Here is an 18,052-nt window from a genome sequence, read left to right as displayed (position 1 = left end):
TTAAATTACCACTTAAGTTTAAGCGTTGGTAAAATACCTCGGAAAATTAAAACTATGCTTTTTTTAAACTTATCGATGGCTTTTTATTGCTAATCGTCGCCCCTAATAAAATAAGTACTAAAGCTATAAATACTGAGCAACTAAAGGGAGCCTGCGAGGCGAGTATTAAAATAAAGGTAGAGAGCACCGGCGTTAAAAAACTCAATGAGGCTAATAGCGATCGGTTACCAAATTTTAAACCATAGTCCCATAAATAAAACGCCCCGCCTACAGGGCCTAATCCCAATAAAATAGCACCTAGCCATTGTGAGACAGACAATCTAATAACGGTTGTTTCAAAAAAAAAATGTGCAAAAAGGGCAAGCACTGCCACAATAAGTGAAAGCCAGCCTATGTCATCTACATGGCTATCAAATTGCGACATTAAATAAGAATAACTAGACCACAGTACCGCGCAGCAACCTGCAAAAAAATACCCTAAGTAATACTCACTATTGATAGATAATCCACTGCCATCGGTAATTAAACTAAGCGTACCTAAAAACCCCAATAATCCGCCCAATATTGCTTTAAATTTAGACCCTGGGGTAGCCACAAATACACCCAGTAATAATGGCCAAAGATACACTATTAAACTTACCTCAATTAAAGGGCCGTATTTTAAAGCCATAAAATAACAAAAGTGAAAACCAAATAAGCCAGTAACACCTATTATAAGTTGTTTTTTAGAAAGCTTAGGAGGGGTTAATAATGGCTGTTTTGAAGCAAAACGTTTTACTAATAAAATAATAAAAGAGAGTGCAAAGCACATAAAAAGTAACTGAAAAGCCGGGAGTGCTTTGGTTAAATTACCCAGTAAAGCTAAAAGCCCCCACGAAAATATTGCTAAAAAACCTATGTATGTTGCCATTAATTACCCTCCGTAAATACTATTTACTAAGTGTATCAGTTGAGGCTTTTAAAAATGTGCTAAAAAGACGGTGCTATTGTTTGTTATGACGCAATTTAACCTAAGTTATGCTTAAGCTTGATTTATTATCTCGTGTTTAGATTATCTACATTACTGCTTTTCAAATGCTTTAGGTGGCTGCCCAAAGTATAAATTAAACCGGCGGCTAAACGCAGAGGCATCGTTATAACCAATGCGCTCGCCTACTAAAGCAATCGGTAAGTCTGAATGGGTTAAAAGGGCGCGAGCGTGCTGCATTCGCAACATAGTTAAATATTGCAGTGCACTCATAGTGGTACTTTTTTTAAATACAGTTTTAAATTGCGTAACGCTTAAACAGGCTATATCAGCCAGCTCTTTTAACGTGTAGGGGTACGCTAAATTTTGCTTAACAATGGTTATTACATTATCTATTCGCTTATCAATATTACTGTGGCTACTTTGCTCACAAAGTAATAAGTAAAATAAATCAAAGGTTGAACTAGTAAGCTTGTCGTCGTTAACAAAAAGCAATTGCTGCTCTATAAATTGTAAGTAACTTAATAAACGGCTATCTATTGAGATTTTAGGGCATAAAAGATGAATAAGGTTTTGAGGTAGCGCGTCTAAATCTGCCACAATAAAACGCGCGGATTCATCGGCCGTAAAGGCATGCACCACGTTTTTCTCTATAATGATACAACTACCCGTACTAACCGTTGTTTTAAAGTCATTATTTAATGTTATGTGTATTTCACCGTGTAGGGGTAACACGAGTTGATGGTAATTATGCTGGTGGCGCTTTATATCTTGCGAATAATACCGAATAGAAAGCTTATTCATTGCGTACTCCAATATCTAATACATAAACCGAGTATTGCCTAAAATACTTTTAGTAAAACATAGCGTTAATAAACCTAAGTAGATGATAATAATATACTGGTTTCGCTATTTAAAATGCCTTCTATTTCGCGTACTTGCCTGAGTATGCCATCAAACTCACCTAAATTTGCCGCCTGTATTTCAGCCACTAAATCCCAAGCGCCATTGGTGGTATGTAACTTTGTTAGCTCGGGTATACCGCGCATGGCTTTAATTACCTGCGATGTAGATTTACCAACCACTTCCACCATCATAATGGCTCTTACCGCTTCGGTTTCTATGTGTTCGTGTACACGCACCGTAAAGCCTAATATAGCACCCGATGAAACCAAACGGTCTAAGCGGTTTTGTACCGTCCCGCGCGACACTTTTAAAACATCAGCTAAAGCAGAAATAGAAGCACGGCCATCTTTTCTTAATTCAGCTATTAACGCGTTATCTAATGAGTCGTAAATATAAGGGGTCATAAAAAGTCTCGCTATTTTTCGATACAAATTACTAAATTTGCACATTAAAGCATAGCAAAATGATAAAAAATAATATCATTTGTATAAAATATTGGCATTTTAACTGGCATCTGTAGTCGATAAACTTATTTCAATTAGTTCATATTTTTATTACAGAGGTATACATGAGTCACTTTATCGTACAGCCAAAACAAGGTGTTCCATTTGTTAGCGTACAGGCAATGGCTAAACTTATAAATAAAGTAGGCATAGAAAATGTGCTATTAGAGCTCACCCAAAAATTAAAGCAAGACTTTGCTCGCTGGCACGAATTTGATAAATCACCACGTTATGCAGCGCACTCTCCAGATGGCGTAATAGAGCTTATGCCCGTAAGCGATGGCAAAATGTTTAGCTGTAAATATGTAAATGGCCACCCAAAAAACACCTTTAAGGAGCTTCAAACCGTCGCGGCCTTTGGTATTTTATCGGATGTTGATAGTGGCTATCCGGTTATGATCAGTGAAATGTGTTTACTGACTGCACTACGTACCGCAGCTACATCAGCATTGGTGGCTAAATACTTGGCACCTAAAAATTCAACAACGCTGACATTAATTGGTAATGGTGCACAGTCTGAGTTTCAGGCACTCGCTTTTAAAGCCGTATTAGGTATTACTCACATTCGCTTATACGATATTGATAAAAATGCCTCACAAAAAGCCTACAACAATTTAATTGACTATGGCTTAAATGTAACTCTATGCAATAGCGCAGAAGAAGCCGTGCAAGGCGCGCACATTATTACCACCTGCACAGCCGATAAAAAAAATGCCACTATTTTAACCAGCGATATGATCCCCCAGGGCGTGCATTTAAATGCCATTGGTGGCGATTGCCCTGGTAAAACAGAGCTTGATTCACAATTATTAGCGCGCGCAAATGTGTTTGTAGAGTACGAACCGCAAACCAGAATAGAGGGCGAAATACAGCAAATGAGCGATACCTTTGCCGTAACAGAGTTTCATAAAGTAATTAATAAACAAGCACCTGGGCGTACAAGTAACAACGAGCTTACTATTTTTGATGGGGTAGGTTTTGCAAGCGAAGACTTTACCGCGCTGGTGTATATTAAAGACGCGCTGGTGGCTGCTGGTGAGTTTGAACTACTTGATTTAATTACACAACAAGCCGATCCCCGTAATCTATTTTCGGTACTAAATACGGCTGATACACCTAGCATAACCAAGCAAGAGCAAGTGGCATGAGTTATATAAAGCAAGCACCAAGCGCTGTGGTTATGGTGCGACCGCATCACTTTACATCTAACCCACAAACTATGTTAGACAACACGTTTCAAAGCACCTGTAACTCAAAAAATCAGGGGCAGCTCGCTTTTGACGAAGTTACTAATGCGGTTAAATTATTACAAAACGAAGGCGTCACTGTTCATTTATTTGAAGATGAGCATACACACACGCCGGACTCAGTGTTTCCTAATAACTGGTTTTCAACACATCAAAGTGGTGAGCTAGTTGTTTATCCAATGTATGCAGAAAACAGAAGATTAGAATATCGAAAAGATATTATTGATTTTTTGACTAATCACTATAAAGTGTCATCTCTGACTGATTATTCGTTTTTAGTGAAAGAAAATGCGTTTTTAGAAGGCACCGGGTCGCTTGTTATTGATCACCCACATAAGCTTGCTTATGCAGTAGAATCTAAGCGCACTACAAAAACTGTGGTAGATACAGTGTGTGAACAACTTAAGCTCAAACCTGTTGTATTTAATGCTTATGACGAACAAGGCACTGCGATTTATCATACTAATGTATTAATGTGTGTAGCAACAGAGTTTGCCATGATCAGCCTAGATATGGTGCCAATAAGTCAGCATAAACAATTAACTAGCCATTTTTTACAAAGCCATTTAGAAGTTATCAACTTAACAAATGAGCAAATAAATAGCTTTTGCGGCAACGCAATAGAGCTACAAGGTACAAATGGCCGTATTTTAGCACTCTCACAAACGGCGTTTAATGCACTTACAACCGAACAAAAAGCAGCAATACAACAAACAGCTAAACTTGTTTCGTTACCTATACCAATCATAGAGTCGGCGGGAGGTTCGGTTAGATGCATGATTGCTGGCATACACCTGAAAAGTAAATAACCTACCACTAAGTCTACATATTTAAGGCAGCTAAGCTGCCTTAATCTATGGCTAACATGCATAATAAAATGCCTCACACTCTAAAAAGTTTGAGTAAAAACATAATAAATACAAAAGGATTAGCCCATGTTCGATACCGTTGTAAAAAGTGTAAATGGCCTACTATGGGGAGACGGTCAAATACTGATTTACATACTACTGTTTGCAGGTATATGGTTTTCGGTACGGTTAAAAGCAATTCAACTAATAAAATTTAAACACATGTTTAGCCTTTTAAAAGGCAGTAGCAAGTGTAAAAAAAACGACATTTCATCATTTCAGGCATTATGTACCGGGCTATGTGCACGAGTAGGTACAGGTAATTTAGCTGGGGTAGCCGTTGCCATATCACTAGGCGGAAGCGGCGCCATATTTTGGATGTGGGTTATTGCCATACTTGGCATGGCAACCGGCTTTGCCGAAAGTGTATTAGGACAGGTGTATAAAGTACGCGATAGTAGTGGCGAGTTTAGAGGCGGCCCCGCATATTATATTCAGCAAGGTTTAGGCAGCCGTGCCTTTGCCATTGTGTTTGCCGCGTGTTTATTTTTAGGTTATGGTTTTACCTTTAGCGCCATGCAAACCAACACCATTACAGACGCACTTAACTATGCATTTGAAGTACCTACCTTTTACTCTGGTTTAGTTATTACTGTATTAGCAGGCTCAATTATACTTGGCGGCTTTAAAGCAATAGCTCGCTTTGCTGAACGTGTAGTGCCATTAATGGGCATATTATTTGTTGCCGCCGCCGTAATTATAACGCTTATAAATTTACCGCAAGTACCTGCCATGCTCAAAGATGTGTTTTTATCAGCGTTTGGCCTGCAAGAAGCCGGCGCAGGTGCAATGGGCGCAGCCATTAAAAATGGTATTCAACGTGGTTTATACTCTAACGAAGCCGGCGCGGGGAGTGTGCCCCATGCTGCAGCAAGCGCAAGCCCGATTCCTAATCACCCAGTAACACAAGGCTATATACAAATGCTTGGTGTATTTTTTGACACCATTGTACTTTGTAGCTGTACAGCCGTTGTTATTTTATTAGCAGATATAGATATTAGCGGCGAAATGGAAGGCATACGTTTAACGCAAAGCGCCATGACCGCACACTTAGCACAAGGCGGCGTATATTTTGTTGCGGCAGCCATTACCTTATTTGCTTTTACCTCGGTGGTGGCCAACTACGCTTACGCCGAAAGTAACCTGCATTTATTTAAGCTCGACAACAAAGTAGGGCGCACAATTTATACATTACTTTATTTATCAATGATGCTTTGGGGCGCATCGGCATCATTAAAAGAAGTCTGGGACTTAGCCGATATTGCATTAGGGTTAATGACAGTGGTTAACGTAATCGCTATTATATTGCTCACGCCAACTATTTTGTCTGTTACTAACGACTACCACACACAAAGAGACAAAGGCATAGAGCCAGAGTTTAAGGTAAAAAACGTAAAAGTGCAGGGCGAATGTGAAGACGGAATTTGGGATTAAGGTTAAAGTTTAAAAGTTTTATATTGCATAAGTATTCACTTTTAAGTTTGGCTTAAACAACATTAAGCTGCGACTCTACAGGTAGTATTTTTAGATGATCGACATTTATGCAGGTAAAACTGCAGCAAAAATAATAAACGAACAAGGGTTTAAACCTGAGCTTTTTACCTCGTTTTTAGGGGCAAGTGGTGGCCCTAAATGGTTTACCTTGTTTGGTTTAGATAAATATATATTTGGCGAATTTTTTAAACACCGTACTCAACCGCTTAATTTAATTGGATCATCGGCAGGGGCTTTTCGTTCTGCGTGTTTTGCACAAAACGAGCCTGTTGCTGCCATTGAGCGTTTAGCAAAATCGTATTCGCAAACGCGGTATTCTAGTAATAAACCAACACCCGCTGAAATTACACTAAAAGCTCGCTCATTATTAGATGATGTATTTGGGGAGCATGGCGTAACCGAAATTTTAAATAATCCTATTTTTAAAGCGCATTTTATAGTGGCAAAATCGAATGGCTTTATTGCTAGTGAAAATAAATTAATTCAACTTTTAGGTTTATCAAAAAGTTACATGCTTAATCGGGTTAACCGAAAATTATTAGGCTCGCAGTACGAGCGATTTATTTTTGGTGCGCCAAACAGCAATTTATCAATAACCGACAGTTATAATTTTAAAACGCAAAACATACCACTTAGCCAAACAAATTTAAAAGATGCCTTATTGGCATCGGGCTCTATACCACTAGTAATGCAAGGCATAAAAAATATTGCCGGTTCGCCACCAGGAATTTACCGCGATGGCGGCATTATTGATTACCACTTTGATTTAAAAATTAATAACCCAGGCTTAATTTTGTATCCGCATTTTAATTCAGATCCAAAAGCAGGGTGGTTTGATAAAAATTTAAAACGTAAAGTGGCGCCACAAAATTACGATAACATGGTGATGATCTCCCCATCAAAAGAATTTATAGCCGGCTTACCTTACGGAAAAATCCCAGACAGAAACGATTTTACCGATCTCGATGCAGACACACGTATTAAATATTGGAATACCGTTTTTAGTGAAACTGAAAAATTGGCTGAAGCGTTGGATAAGAGATTATTTAAAGATAAATTTGATTGGAAGTCGTATTTGTAATTTATTATATGAAATTATAGTACCCATCAATTCCTGTTCGTAAAATGAAAACTAAAGGTGTAGAGCTTTTTTACTAATAGATTTAGTTAATTTTAAATTCACTAAATATCATTAAATGGGTACCTGCTAAAAATTCTTTTTAATAAATAATTTATCATGAAGTAAAAATTGCCATTTTACTGTAAAAATAATTAGTAACACAGGCAATTGCAAAATAAGCTGTCCTATTTGCCATGTTTACAAAAACATAAAACCAAGAAGTTTCATTGTACAGGTAAGCAATTTTCAAAGATAATTTGCTAGAGCTATAATGTAAATAAACAAATAAACTATTACCTAACAACGAAATAAAAAATAAAAATGTTAGCAATCGATAGAGCAAAGCTGTTGTCGATAATATTAATTTTATCAATCATAGTGTAAAAATATGCGAGAGAGATTGCAGCAAGGCCTGAATGAGGAAATTTGAAATATTCAGATGTTTGTTTGTGTTTTTTATAATCTGTTAAGCTTCCTGTTAAACTCAATATCTAGTAATTAATTTGTAAATCAAATGACTATTGGTCTTATGCTTTAACTTACAATAAGCTGATGACATTATACTGTTATAATAGAAAATCATATAATTTTTTCAATAATTCTATTGATGGAAGTAAATGTGTATATTTTTGATCACCATTTTAATGGCTGTTATTGACGTATGCTAACGCTCAATAATGCATTTAAATAATACAACCCATAAATTACGTTATGTTAAATAGTTTAGTTTATAAGAAAGCGAGCGTGATTATACAAAACAGCCCGCTTTTAGGAGAGTCATTAAGTGTTAATTTAGTTCAGAATCTACCCAAAATTTAGTACCTTTTAAAACGGCTTGCAGTGCAAGGCCGCTTTCGGTTAAAGAGTAAACAGTTACTTGGTCAGCAATAGCTTCGGCAACTAAAGCGCCACCTTTATCTTGGTATTTTGCAGCAGCATCGGCATTACCACCAAACGCCCAACCATGTTTAATAAATCTATTTAACGCTGCTTGATCGTGAAAAACCATCACAATATTGAAATCTTTAACACCTAAACCTAAGCCTAAACCAGCTTCACCCATATTCATATAGGTAGATTTTCCGGTTAGGTTGTTTTTTACTACACCGTACCCACCACCAAAACTGGCTAAAATAACATTTACATTGGCATTATCAAAAACAGCATATCCGGCAGAGTTGGCGATTTGGGTTTTAACATCTGGTTTTTTTTCGTATAGAGCAGTTAGTGTATTCGATTTCATACTTTGTACTAAAGCACGTTTTTCTCCAGGGGAAGCACTGCCTGTAGTAGCACAACCTGTTAGTAATACACTTATTGTAAGTAGGCCTAACACTATAAACTTTTTCATAAAACTTTCCTTGATAAGATTCATACCAAAACACAACAATGTTTAAATAAATACACTTTTACTATGTCCAATACTAGACAGTATCGGACTTTAAGGTTAACCTATAAGTCTATTATTTTCTTATATATTTTACTATTATGCTTGTTGCTCTGGTCGATACATTTAAACAATTACGTTATCAAATAGCTCATCTTGAAGATAATACACTCTCATCAGAATATCCAGAACTAGCCTCTTTTATACAGCAAGTCAGCTTGACTGTAACTGAATCAAAGGCTGATCTTAATTTTTTATACCAGTTTTTATATGTTTATGGCCGAAAATCTGAGGCAACCTATAGCCGTTTTCGTAATGAGTTGGAACGGTTTTATTTATGGTCATGGCTTATAGCTGAAAAATCTGTATTTGAACTTAAGCGTGAAGATATTGAAGCCTATATTGATTTTATGGTTGAACCGGATAAAAAATGGGCATCTACATCTGTTCAATGGCGTTATAAAGATGAGCAAGGAATTCGTCGGTTAAATCAAAATTGGCGCCCTTTCATGTTAAAAGAATCTATTGCGAGTCAGCAAACATTATCGGCCATGTTTACTGCCCTCAATGTATTTTATAAATTCGCTATTTTAGAAGAAAAAACCTTTGCTAACTTTGTACCTGTTGTTAAAAAAAATAGTCCCTACTTGGTTGTGCAATCGCAAATACAAATCCCCGATACATTAAGTGATATTCAATGGGAATATGTATTTGGCGTTACCCGAGATATATGCGAAAAAAAACCAGAGTATGAAAGAAACTTATTTACCCTCGCCTGTTTAAAAGGACTCTACCTTCGTATTTCAGAATTATCAGAGCGACCACAATGGTCACCTGTTATGTCTCATTTTTGGCAAGATAATGATGGCTTTTGGTTTTTACGAATAATGGGTAAGGGTAATAAATTACGAGATGTAACTTTAAGTGATGATTTTCTTGAGTATTTAAAACGTTATCGGTTATACCGTGGTTTACCTGCCCTGCCCCGGGTTGACGAATCCGACCCGTTAGTTCATAAAATTCGTGGCCAAGGTGGTATGACCGTAAGACAAATTCGCAGATTGGTACAACAAAGTTTCGATATTGCGCAACAATCTTTACTTGATGATGGATTTAAAGATGACGCGGAACAATTAGAAGCAGCCACTGCGCATTGGTTACGCCATACGGGGGCAACGCATGACGCACAAACTCGACCTTTAAAACATTTATCTGAAGATTTAGGCCATGCAAAAATTGCTACAACCGATCAAATTTATATTCAAACAAATATAAAAGAGCGGGCTAAATCTGGAATTAAAAGGAAAATTTAATGGAATACTTAGTTATTGCTTTTATTGGTGCATTATTTTTAATTTATTCTATAACACTACGCCAATTAGAAAAAGCAGAAATTACCGGGCCGATGTTTTTTGTTATAGGGGGGATACTGCTAGCATTGATAGCTCCGAACGAAAGTGAAAATTTTAAAAATGGCTTACGGTATTTACTACCCTTTATAGAATTAACGCTCAGTATCTTTTTATTTACCGATGCAGCAAAGTCAAAATTAGGAGTGTTAAGGCATAGTTTTCAATATCCAAGTTTACTTTTATTTGTTGCCTTACCATTAACTCTATTACTCGGGGTTGCTACCGCATTATTTTTATTTGCTGAGCTTTCATTAATTCAAGCAGCACTTATCGCAATTATATTAACCCCAACCGATGCGGCTTTAAGTAAGGGATTATTAAGCAATACAAAAGTACCTGAAAAAATTCGTGAAGGAATAAATACCGAAAGTGGTTTGAATGATGGTTTATGTGTTCCTATTTTTTTAATATTTATACTGCTGGCAAAAAATCCAGAATCTGCAATTACAGCAACGCAAGCGTTAAGTGTGTTTGGCAGAGAACTTGGTTTAGCCTTATTAATTGCTTTTACAAGTATTGCTGTTTTTATTCCGTGTTTAAATTTTGCAATGAAGCGCCATTACTTTGCGCAAAACACGAGTCCGTTTTTACTATTGGGTTTTGCTATGGCTGTATTTTCACTTACGCAATATGTTCATGGCAGTGGATTTATTGCGGTGTTTGTTGCGGGTTTATTATTTGATAAATACGCGAGTACTAAAATAAACAAAGAGCTGATTGAAGACTCAGAGCATATAGCTGACTTTACTTCTTTAATGATCTGGTGTTTGTTTGGATTTGTATGTGTTTATTTAGTTTTACCTAAATTAAATTTAGCGATAATAACGTATGCATTATTAAGTACGACTTTAATTAGAATAATACCGGTTATGCTGTCATTGCAATTTACAGCACTAACAATTAAAGAGCGTTTTACATTTGCTTGGTTTGGGCCAAGAGGATTGGCCTCAATTGTTTTTACCTTAATGGTAATAGACACACAAATAGAAAATAAATTTCAAATTGCGACCATTGCCATGACAACAATTTTATTTAGTGTATTTATTCACGGTATTAGTACAAAACCTATAGCAGACAGTTTTTCTAAAAAAAACTAAATAAATATAAACAAAAAGGCGTAACTTAATAATAAGTTGCGCCTTTTTATTTTCAGCTCAATTAATTAAATTATTAACTAAGTACATTTGCCAGTAACTCTATTGGATGCTTGGGTTTAAACTTTTCAAAACGTTTAACTTGGCTACGACATGAGAATCCCGTTGATAAAAGTTGCTCAGGTTTATTTTTATCAATAATAGGTTTCCAACTCATTTCGTAAAGCGATCGAGAGTTATCTTGGTTTTGTGCTTCGTGGCCATACGTACCTGCCATTCCACAACAACCCGTATTTGTAGTGTTTAATGTTAAACCAAGTTCATCAAAAATAGTTTTCCACACACTTGCCGCTTTTGGTAAAGCGGTTGTTTCAGTGCAGTGGCTCAATAATGTAAATTCAGTATTTAAATTTTGTTTAGCCGTTAACTGTTTAAACGATTGTGTTTCTAGCCATTCATGGGCAAGTAGCACATGAAAATCACCACGGTTATTTTCTAAAATTGTATTATATTCATCGCGATAACACATCACTAAAGAAGCATCTAAACCTACTAATGGCGCATTGATTTCGTTAAGTTGATTTAGAAATTCTGCAGCATTTTTAGCTGTCACTTTAAACTCATGTAAAAAACCTTTTACATGTTGGGGCTTACCATTGGGTTTAAATGGTAACAACATGGTTTTTTTTCCAAGCTGTGTGATCAGTGTAATAAAGCTCTCAACCAATTCAGCTTCGTAAAAGCTGGTGAATGGGTCTTGAACAATGAGTACATACTCATTTTGCTCATTGGCGCTTAACTTTTTAAGTAATTCTAAATTAAATTTTTGCGCTTTGTTTACACGTTTGTTGAGTGCAGGAATACTTAGCTGAGGGGTATCAACATAGCCTACGGTTTTTTTAATGAGGCCACTAACTAATGATGTTTTTACAATTGGATTAATAACCCTAGCAAATTTTGCCATTAACGGTGCACTGTTTTCTATATTACCCACTAAGTAATCTTTGAGTGGGCGGGCATAATAACTGTGATAATAATTTAAAAAACGGGCACGGAAAGTTGGCACATCTACTTTTATTGGGCAAGCCGTAGTACACGCTTTACACGCTAAACATTCATCCATTGAGGCTTTTACTTCATGTGAAAAATCGTAAACGCCTTGTTTTTTCTCTCTGCTATGAACAAAGCGCTCCCACCAAGTAATTACTTCACCTTTGTTAAGTTCTTTTTCTACCTCAAGTAAATTAACATCTTTTGACTCTTGAAGACGTAACCATTCACGCATTAGCCCTGCTCGACCTTTTGGCGAATTACGGCGATCGCCAGTTACTTTATACGACGGGCACATTGGAGAGTTTTCATCATAATTAAAACATAAGCCGTTACCATTACAGGTCATTGCATTGTTGAAACTGGTCTTAACATCAATAGATATTTGCTTGTCGAAGTAAGAGCGCTTTTGCCCATCAACGCTAACTAGTGAGTCTTCACTTTCAAGCGGGGTACATATTTTTCCGGGGTTGATTTTATTATTTGGATCAAACGCCGATTTTATTTTTCGTAATTGCGTAAATAAATGCTCACCAAAAAATTCAGGACCGTATTCACTTCTGTAACCTTTACCGTGCTCGCCCCACATCAAACCACCGTATTTTGCGGTGAGTTTTACTACTTCATCTGAAATAGTGCGCAGTAATTTTTCTTGTTCAGGGTCGCACATATCCAGTGCTGGCCTAACATGTAAAACGCCAGCATCAACATGACCAAACATACCGTACTGTAAATTATAGCTATCAAGTAGCGCTCTAAATTCAACAATATAATCGGCTAAATTTTCTGGTGGAACGGCGGTGTCTTCTGCAAACGCGAGAGGTTTTTGGCTGCCTTTTACATTCCCGAGTAAACCAACTGATTTTTTACGCATTGCATAAATTTTCAGTATATCGCTTTTATCACTGGTTAACTGATAGCCAATAACGCCATTAGTTTGGTTAGCTACACACTCATCTAATAATTTACATAATGTGTCTACTTTGTCTTTTATGTCTTCTGGTGATACGGCATTAAACTCAACCATGTTGAGTCCTTGCATATCTTTATTTGGTATATCAGTTATTAAGTCCGATACTGAATGCCAAATAATATCTTCGCGGGCAAGATTTAATACTTTGCTGTCAACGGTTTCAACTGAAGTTGCGCGGGCATCAACTAAAAATGGTGAATGGCGAAGCGCAGAATCAAAACTGTCATATTTTATATTTATGAGGGTTTTAAATTCTGCGATAGGTGTTAGGTTTAATTTTGCTTCAGTAACTATGCCTAAAGAGCCTTCTGATCCGGTTATTAAGCGGCTCATATCAAAAGTTTGTAAGTCTTCACTTAGCACATGCTCTAGGTCATAACCGGTTAAAAATCTATTTAACCGTGGAAATTTGGCTAATATAGCGTCGCGTTCATTAAGTGTTATGTCTAATACTGTTTTGTAGAGTTTGCCAATTAAGGATTCCTGAACGGCAATTATTTTTGCTTTTTCAATGTCTATTGGACTGGTAGACATTGCAGTGCCATCAACTAAATAGGTGGTTAGCCCTAAAACATGGTCGCTGGTTTTGCCATAAACTAAGGAGCCTTGCCCCGATGCATCAGTACTGATCATGCCGCCAATAGTGGCGCGGTTACTGGTAGATAAATCGGGTGAAAAGAAAAATCCATACGGTTTTAAAAAGTCGTTAAGTTGATCTTTTATCACACCGGTTTGAACTCGTACCCAACCTTCTTCAACATTTATCTCGAGGATTTCACGCATATAACGTGATAAATCAACCACAATACCTGGGGTTAAAGACTGTCCGTTTGTGCCTGTGCCGCCACCGCGAGGACCAAAAGTTAACGATAAAAAAGGGTCTTGCGATGCTATTTGCAGAGCAACTTGAATGTCTTTTTCGCTTTTAGGAAAAATAACACCTTGCGGAAGCTGCTGGTAAATACTGTTATCAGTTGATGCTGTGAGTCTGGTTGCATAACTTGCGTCTGTATCTCCAGTAAACCCTTGATTTTTTATAGTATTTAAATAATTTGCGACAAGCTCGGTCGCGGCATCTTGTTGTGTAATAGTTGCTATCATGGCGGCGCTTATTAATGCATTTGTGTAATTATATCATGGCGATGGCTAATAGAAATTGAAGATTTTACAGTTTGTAACACTCTTTTTATCGATATATGAGCAGCTGCAATTATAATCAAGTTAAACGCCTACTATGAGCTTTATATGAAAAAACTACTAATGCAGATCAGCGGAACACTGTTTATTTTACTCGGATTATTGTTTGCTGTGGTGCCAGGGCCATCGTTAATATTTTTTATTGCAGGCTTATTCTGCTTTTCTATGTATTACCCTAAAGCAAGAGGGTATTTAACTTGGTGTCAAAAAGCACTGACTCGTTCATGTGCCTATTTAGATAAAAAATTAGTAAAACACACATTTTAATAAGCCATAAAAAATGCCAGCAGATGCTGGCATTTTTTTAACAAGGTAATTTATTTAGCAAGTTTGTCTGCTAAATATAACCATGTTTCTAGTACTGTATCTGGGTTTAGCGAAACAGAGTCAATGCCCTGCTCTACTAACCATGCTGCAAAGTCTTCATGATCTGAAGGACCTTGACCACAAATACCTACGTACTTACCTTTTTCTTTTGCTGTTTTAATAGCCATCGAAAGAAGCTTTTTGATTGCAGGGTCCCGCTCATCAAATAAGTGCGCAATTAAACCTGAATCACGGTCAAGACCAAGCGTTAACTGAGTTAAATCATTAGAGCCAATAGAGAAACCATCGAAGTATTCTAAAAATTCTTCAGCCATTAATGCATTTGACGGAAGCTCACACATCATAATTACTTTAAGACCATTTTCACCACGTTTAAGGCCCTGCTCTTCAAGTAATTCAATCACACGTTTACCTTCTTCAAGGGTACGTACGAATGGGATCATGATTTCAATGTTAGTCATATCCATGGTATTTCTAACACGTTTTATTGCTTCACACTCAAGGGCAAAACAATCACGGAAATCTTCAGAGATATAACGCGCAGCGCCACGGAAACCAATCATTGGGTTTTCTTCTTCTGGCTCGTATTGCTGGCCGCCCACTAAGTTTGCGTATTCGTTTGATTTAAAATCAGACATACGAACAATTACACGCTCTGGAGCAAACGCACAACCTAGGGTAGAAATACCTTCAACAAGTTTGCCAATATAGAATTCAACTGGTGATTCGTAACCGGCAATCATGTCAGTGATTTCTGCTTTTAATGCATCAGTTTGTGCATCAAAATTTAATAATGCTTTAGGGTGAACACCAATCATACGGTTGATGATAAACTCAACGCGCGCAAGGCCAACACCTGAATGTGGTAAACGTGCAAAATCGAATGCGCGATCTGGGTTACCTACGTTCATCATTACTTTCATTGGAAGTTCAGGCATTTCGTCTACACGTGAAGTTAAAACTTCAAAGTCTAAAATACCTTCGTAGATGAAACCTGTATCGCCTTCGGCACATGATACCGTAACTTCTTGCCCTGCTTTAATTAAATCTGTGGCATTACCACAACCAACAACGGCTGGAATACCTAACTCACGGGCAATGATTGCAGCATGACAAGTACGGCCACCACGATTTGTAACAATCGCTGCTGCACGTTTCATGATAGGTTCCCAATCTGGGTCGGTCATATCGGTAACTAAAATGTCACCTACTTGTACTTGGTCCATCTCTTTGATTGAATCAAGTACGCGCACAACACCGGTACCTATTTTGTGACCAATTGCACGGCCTTCAACAACAACATTGCTGCTGCCATTAAGTTGAAAGCGTTCCATTACGTTAGTGTCTTCGTTTGAACGAACTGTTTCTGGACGCGCCTGAACTATATATAGTTTGCCATCGTTACCATCTTTTGCCCATTCAATGTCCATTGGACGGCCGTAATGTTTTTCAATGATTACAGCTTGTTTGGCAAGGTTTTGCACTTCTTCATCTGTAATCGAGAATTTGTTTGAAAGTGCTGGATCTACATCAACAATTTCTACTTGTTTGCCGTGAGCTTTGTCTTGAGAGTAAATCATTTGAATGGCTTTAGAGCCAATATTACGACGAACTACTGATGGCTTGTTTTTAAGCAGCGTAGGTTTGTGAACATAAAATTCATCAGGGTTTACCGCACCCTGTACAACCATTTCACCCAAACCATAGCTTGATGTAATAAATACAACATCTTCAAAACCAGATTCAGTATCAATACTAAACATAACGCCTGATGCTGATTTATCTGAGCGAACCATGCGTTGAATACCTGCTGATAAGGCAACACCACGGTGATCGTAGCCTTGGTGAACACGATAAGAAATTGCACGGTCGTTAAATAATGAAGCAAATACGTGTTTGATGGCTGTCATTACAGAATCAATACCAACAACGTTTAAAAACGTTTCTTGTTGGCCTGCAAAAGAGGCATCTGGCATATCTTCAGCGGTTGCTGATGAACGAACAGCGAATGAAACATCTGCAGTTGTGTCGCCATGTAGCTGGCTGTATGCATCGCGGATTGCTTTATCGAGACTAGGTTGGAATGGGGTATCGATAATCCACTGGCGGATATCGGCGCCGACTTTGGCGAGCGTGTTTACATCATCAACATCGAGTGTATCTAAGATGTCATGAATTTTTGCGTTGAGTCCTGATTGTTCTAAAAACTCGTTAAAAGCGTCTGAGGTAGTAGCAAAACCACCTGGGACTTGCACGCCTGCGTTAGCTAAGTTTGAAATCATTTCACCAAGTGAGGCATTTTTACCACCAACTCGAGGAACATCTTGCATACCAAGCTCTTGATACCAGAGAACGTATTCTTGCACGGATCTTTCTCCAAAAAACAAATTGTAGTACTAACTGTGAGAGTTAAGAAAGAAAACCTTTCATAAAGGTCGCCCCCATTCTACACTGGCAAACGTCCTCACGTAAACCGTGATACACTTATTTTAAAATTAAATGTAATAAAAAAGAGGCTTTATGAGAACTGCGTTTTATATTTCAGATGGCACGGCAATCACATCTGAAGTGTTTGGTCATGCGACCTTATCTTTATTTCCTGTCGAATTTAATCATAAAACAATTCCTTTTGTAGAAACCGAAGAAAAAGCGCATGAAATCAAAGCGCTTATTAACGCCACATCGTCAAAGCAAGGCGAGAAGCCTCTAGTGTTTTTTACTTTTGTGAACCATAAACTATCTGAAATTATTCGCTCTGCAGATGCTGTCTCGTATGACTTTTTAACAACGTATAGCGAAAAAATTGAAAGCGAATTAAAAGTAGCCCCAGTACCCAAAGTACATAGAACCCATTCAATACACGAAAAAAGTTATGACTTTAGAATTGATGCAGTTAACTATGCTTTAATGAATGATGACGGCGGCAATATTAAAAATTTTGCTGAGGCTGATATTATTTTGGTTGGCGTTAGTCGAAGTGGTAAAACACCTACAAGCCTCTATTTAGCCCTACAATACGGTATTAAAGCAGCTAACTATCCAATTACAGAAGACGATTTAGAAAGCGAAGGGTTACCCAAGTGCCTAGTGCCTTATAAACATAAATTGTTTGGTTTAACTATAGACCCTGAGAGGTTGGCTGCAATCAGAGATAGGCGTATGGCAAATTCAAAATATGCATCAATTAGGCAGTGTCGTATTGAAGTACGCGAAGTAGAAATGCTTTATAAAAAGCATAAAATCGCATATTTAAATTCTACCCACCATTCGGTTGAAGAGATCTCAGCTAAAATTATTTCTGATACGGGTCTTGAGCGTCGTAAGTACTAACAAACTAACATATGATTTAAGCATGTAATTACACTCAACACACAAAAAAGCCGCTAAATAATAGTAATGCGGATCGTTTAAGTTAATTGAACGATCTTTCAGAGGCTTCATAATAGGCTACAACAAAAGTTGTGGCC

Annotated in this window: 14 protein-coding genes; 8 read left to right on the top strand and 6 right to left on the bottom strand. The window is 37.4% G+C overall.

Features of this window, described 5'->3' with window-relative positions:
- Positions 1–52 precede the first annotated feature (52 nt).
- From MTN97_RS13930 to MTN97_RS13920, 3 genes are all read right to left on the bottom strand, one after another.
- Entirely contained in the window at positions 53–910 is an 858-nt protein-coding gene (locus MTN97_RS13930) for a DMT family transporter (protein ID WP_248474656.1), read from the bottom strand.
- Between the two features lie 150 nt (positions 911–1,060).
- On the bottom strand, positions 1,061–1,771 hold the full coding sequence (locus MTN97_RS13925; RefSeq protein WP_248474655.1) for an AraC family transcriptional regulator: 711 nt from the start codon (positions 1,769–1,771) through the stop codon (positions 1,061–1,063).
- A gap of 74 nt (positions 1,772–1,845) precedes the next feature.
- A complete protein-coding gene (locus tag MTN97_RS13920; protein ID WP_069439756.1) occupies positions 1,846–2,277 on the bottom strand; it encodes an Lrp/AsnC family transcriptional regulator in 432 nt (143 codons plus the stop codon).
- A gap of 164 nt (positions 2,278–2,441) precedes the next feature.
- On the opposite strand from MTN97_RS13920, the gene MTN97_RS13915 reads away from it, so the two are divergent.
- The 4 genes from MTN97_RS13915 (at position 2,442) to MTN97_RS13900 (ending at position 7,106) form a co-directional block, all read left to right on the top strand.
- Complete coding sequence (locus tag MTN97_RS13915; protein WP_248474654.1) at positions 2,442–3,524, top strand: ornithine cyclodeaminase; 1,083 nt, start codon at positions 2,442–2,444, stop codon at positions 3,522–3,524.
- Complete coding sequence (ctlX, locus tag MTN97_RS13910) at positions 3,521–4,432, top strand: citrulline utilization hydrolase CtlX (RefSeq protein WP_248474653.1); 912 nt, start codon at positions 3,521–3,523, stop codon at positions 4,430–4,432. The genes MTN97_RS13915 and ctlX overlap by 4 nt, the downstream gene beginning before the upstream one ends.
- Positions 4,433–4,558: 126 nt before the next feature.
- Entirely contained in the window at positions 4,559–5,965 is a 1,407-nt protein-coding gene (locus MTN97_RS13905; protein WP_248474652.1) for an alanine/glycine:cation symporter family protein, read from the top strand.
- 94 nt (positions 5,966–6,059) lie between these two features.
- Positions 6,060–7,106 (top strand): patatin-like phospholipase family protein, encoded by a 1,047-nt coding sequence (locus MTN97_RS13900; protein ID WP_248474651.1) that lies wholly within the window; start codon positions 6,060–6,062, stop codon positions 7,104–7,106.
- Between the two features lie 826 nt (positions 7,107–7,932).
- Here MTN97_RS13900 and MTN97_RS13895 read toward each other — a convergent pair.
- Positions 7,933–8,496, bottom strand: a complete 564-nt coding sequence (locus tag MTN97_RS13895) for a YSC84-related protein (RefSeq protein ID WP_036984047.1) — start codon at positions 8,494–8,496, stop codon at positions 7,933–7,935.
- A gap of 137 nt (positions 8,497–8,633) precedes the next feature.
- Here MTN97_RS13895 and MTN97_RS13890 point away from each other — a divergent pair, with 137 nt between their 5' ends.
- A complete protein-coding gene (locus MTN97_RS13890) occupies positions 8,634–9,845 on the top strand; it encodes a tyrosine-type recombinase/integrase (protein WP_036984048.1) in 1,212 nt (403 codons plus the stop codon).
- Entirely contained in the window at positions 9,845–11,041 is a 1,197-nt protein-coding gene (locus MTN97_RS13885; RefSeq protein ID WP_248474650.1) for a cation:proton antiporter, read from the top strand. Before MTN97_RS13890 ends, MTN97_RS13885 begins: the two co-directional genes overlap by 1 nt.
- A 73-nt stretch (positions 11,042–11,114) precedes the next feature.
- On the opposite strand, the gene MTN97_RS13880 is transcribed toward MTN97_RS13885, so the two are convergent.
- On the bottom strand, positions 11,115–14,162 hold the full coding sequence (locus MTN97_RS13880) for an FAD-binding and (Fe-S)-binding domain-containing protein (protein ID WP_248474649.1): 3,048 nt from the start codon (positions 14,160–14,162) through the stop codon (positions 11,115–11,117).
- A 144-nt stretch (positions 14,163–14,306) separates the two neighbouring features.
- Here MTN97_RS13880 and MTN97_RS13875 point away from each other — a divergent pair, with 144 nt between their 5' ends.
- A complete protein-coding gene (locus MTN97_RS13875; protein WP_248474648.1) occupies positions 14,307–14,525 on the top strand; it encodes a PGPGW domain-containing protein in 219 nt (72 codons plus the stop codon).
- A gap of 50 nt (positions 14,526–14,575) precedes the next feature.
- Here MTN97_RS13875 and ppsA read toward each other — a convergent pair whose 3' ends face one another.
- Positions 14,576–16,951 carry a phosphoenolpyruvate synthase gene (ppsA, locus tag MTN97_RS13870; RefSeq protein WP_036984052.1) on the bottom strand — a complete coding sequence of 792 codons (2,376 nt, stop codon included), beginning with the start codon at positions 16,949–16,951 and terminating at the stop codon, positions 14,576–14,578.
- Positions 16,952–17,105: 154 nt separating this feature from the next.
- Here ppsA and MTN97_RS13865 point away from each other — a divergent pair, with 154 nt between their 5' ends.
- Entirely contained in the window at positions 17,106–17,915 is an 810-nt protein-coding gene (locus MTN97_RS13865) for a pyruvate, water dikinase regulatory protein (RefSeq protein WP_036984053.1), read from the top strand.
- The last annotated feature ends 137 nt before the right edge of the window (positions 17,916–18,052 follow it).

This window comes from Pseudoalteromonas sp. 2CM36K, assembly GCF_023161865.1.
Classification (GTDB): Bacteria; Pseudomonadota; Gammaproteobacteria; order Enterobacterales; family Alteromonadaceae; genus Pseudoalteromonas; species Pseudoalteromonas tetraodonis.
The sequence above is the reverse complement of the archived record's forward strand: the minus strand, read 5'-3'. Positions and strand labels throughout refer to the sequence as shown.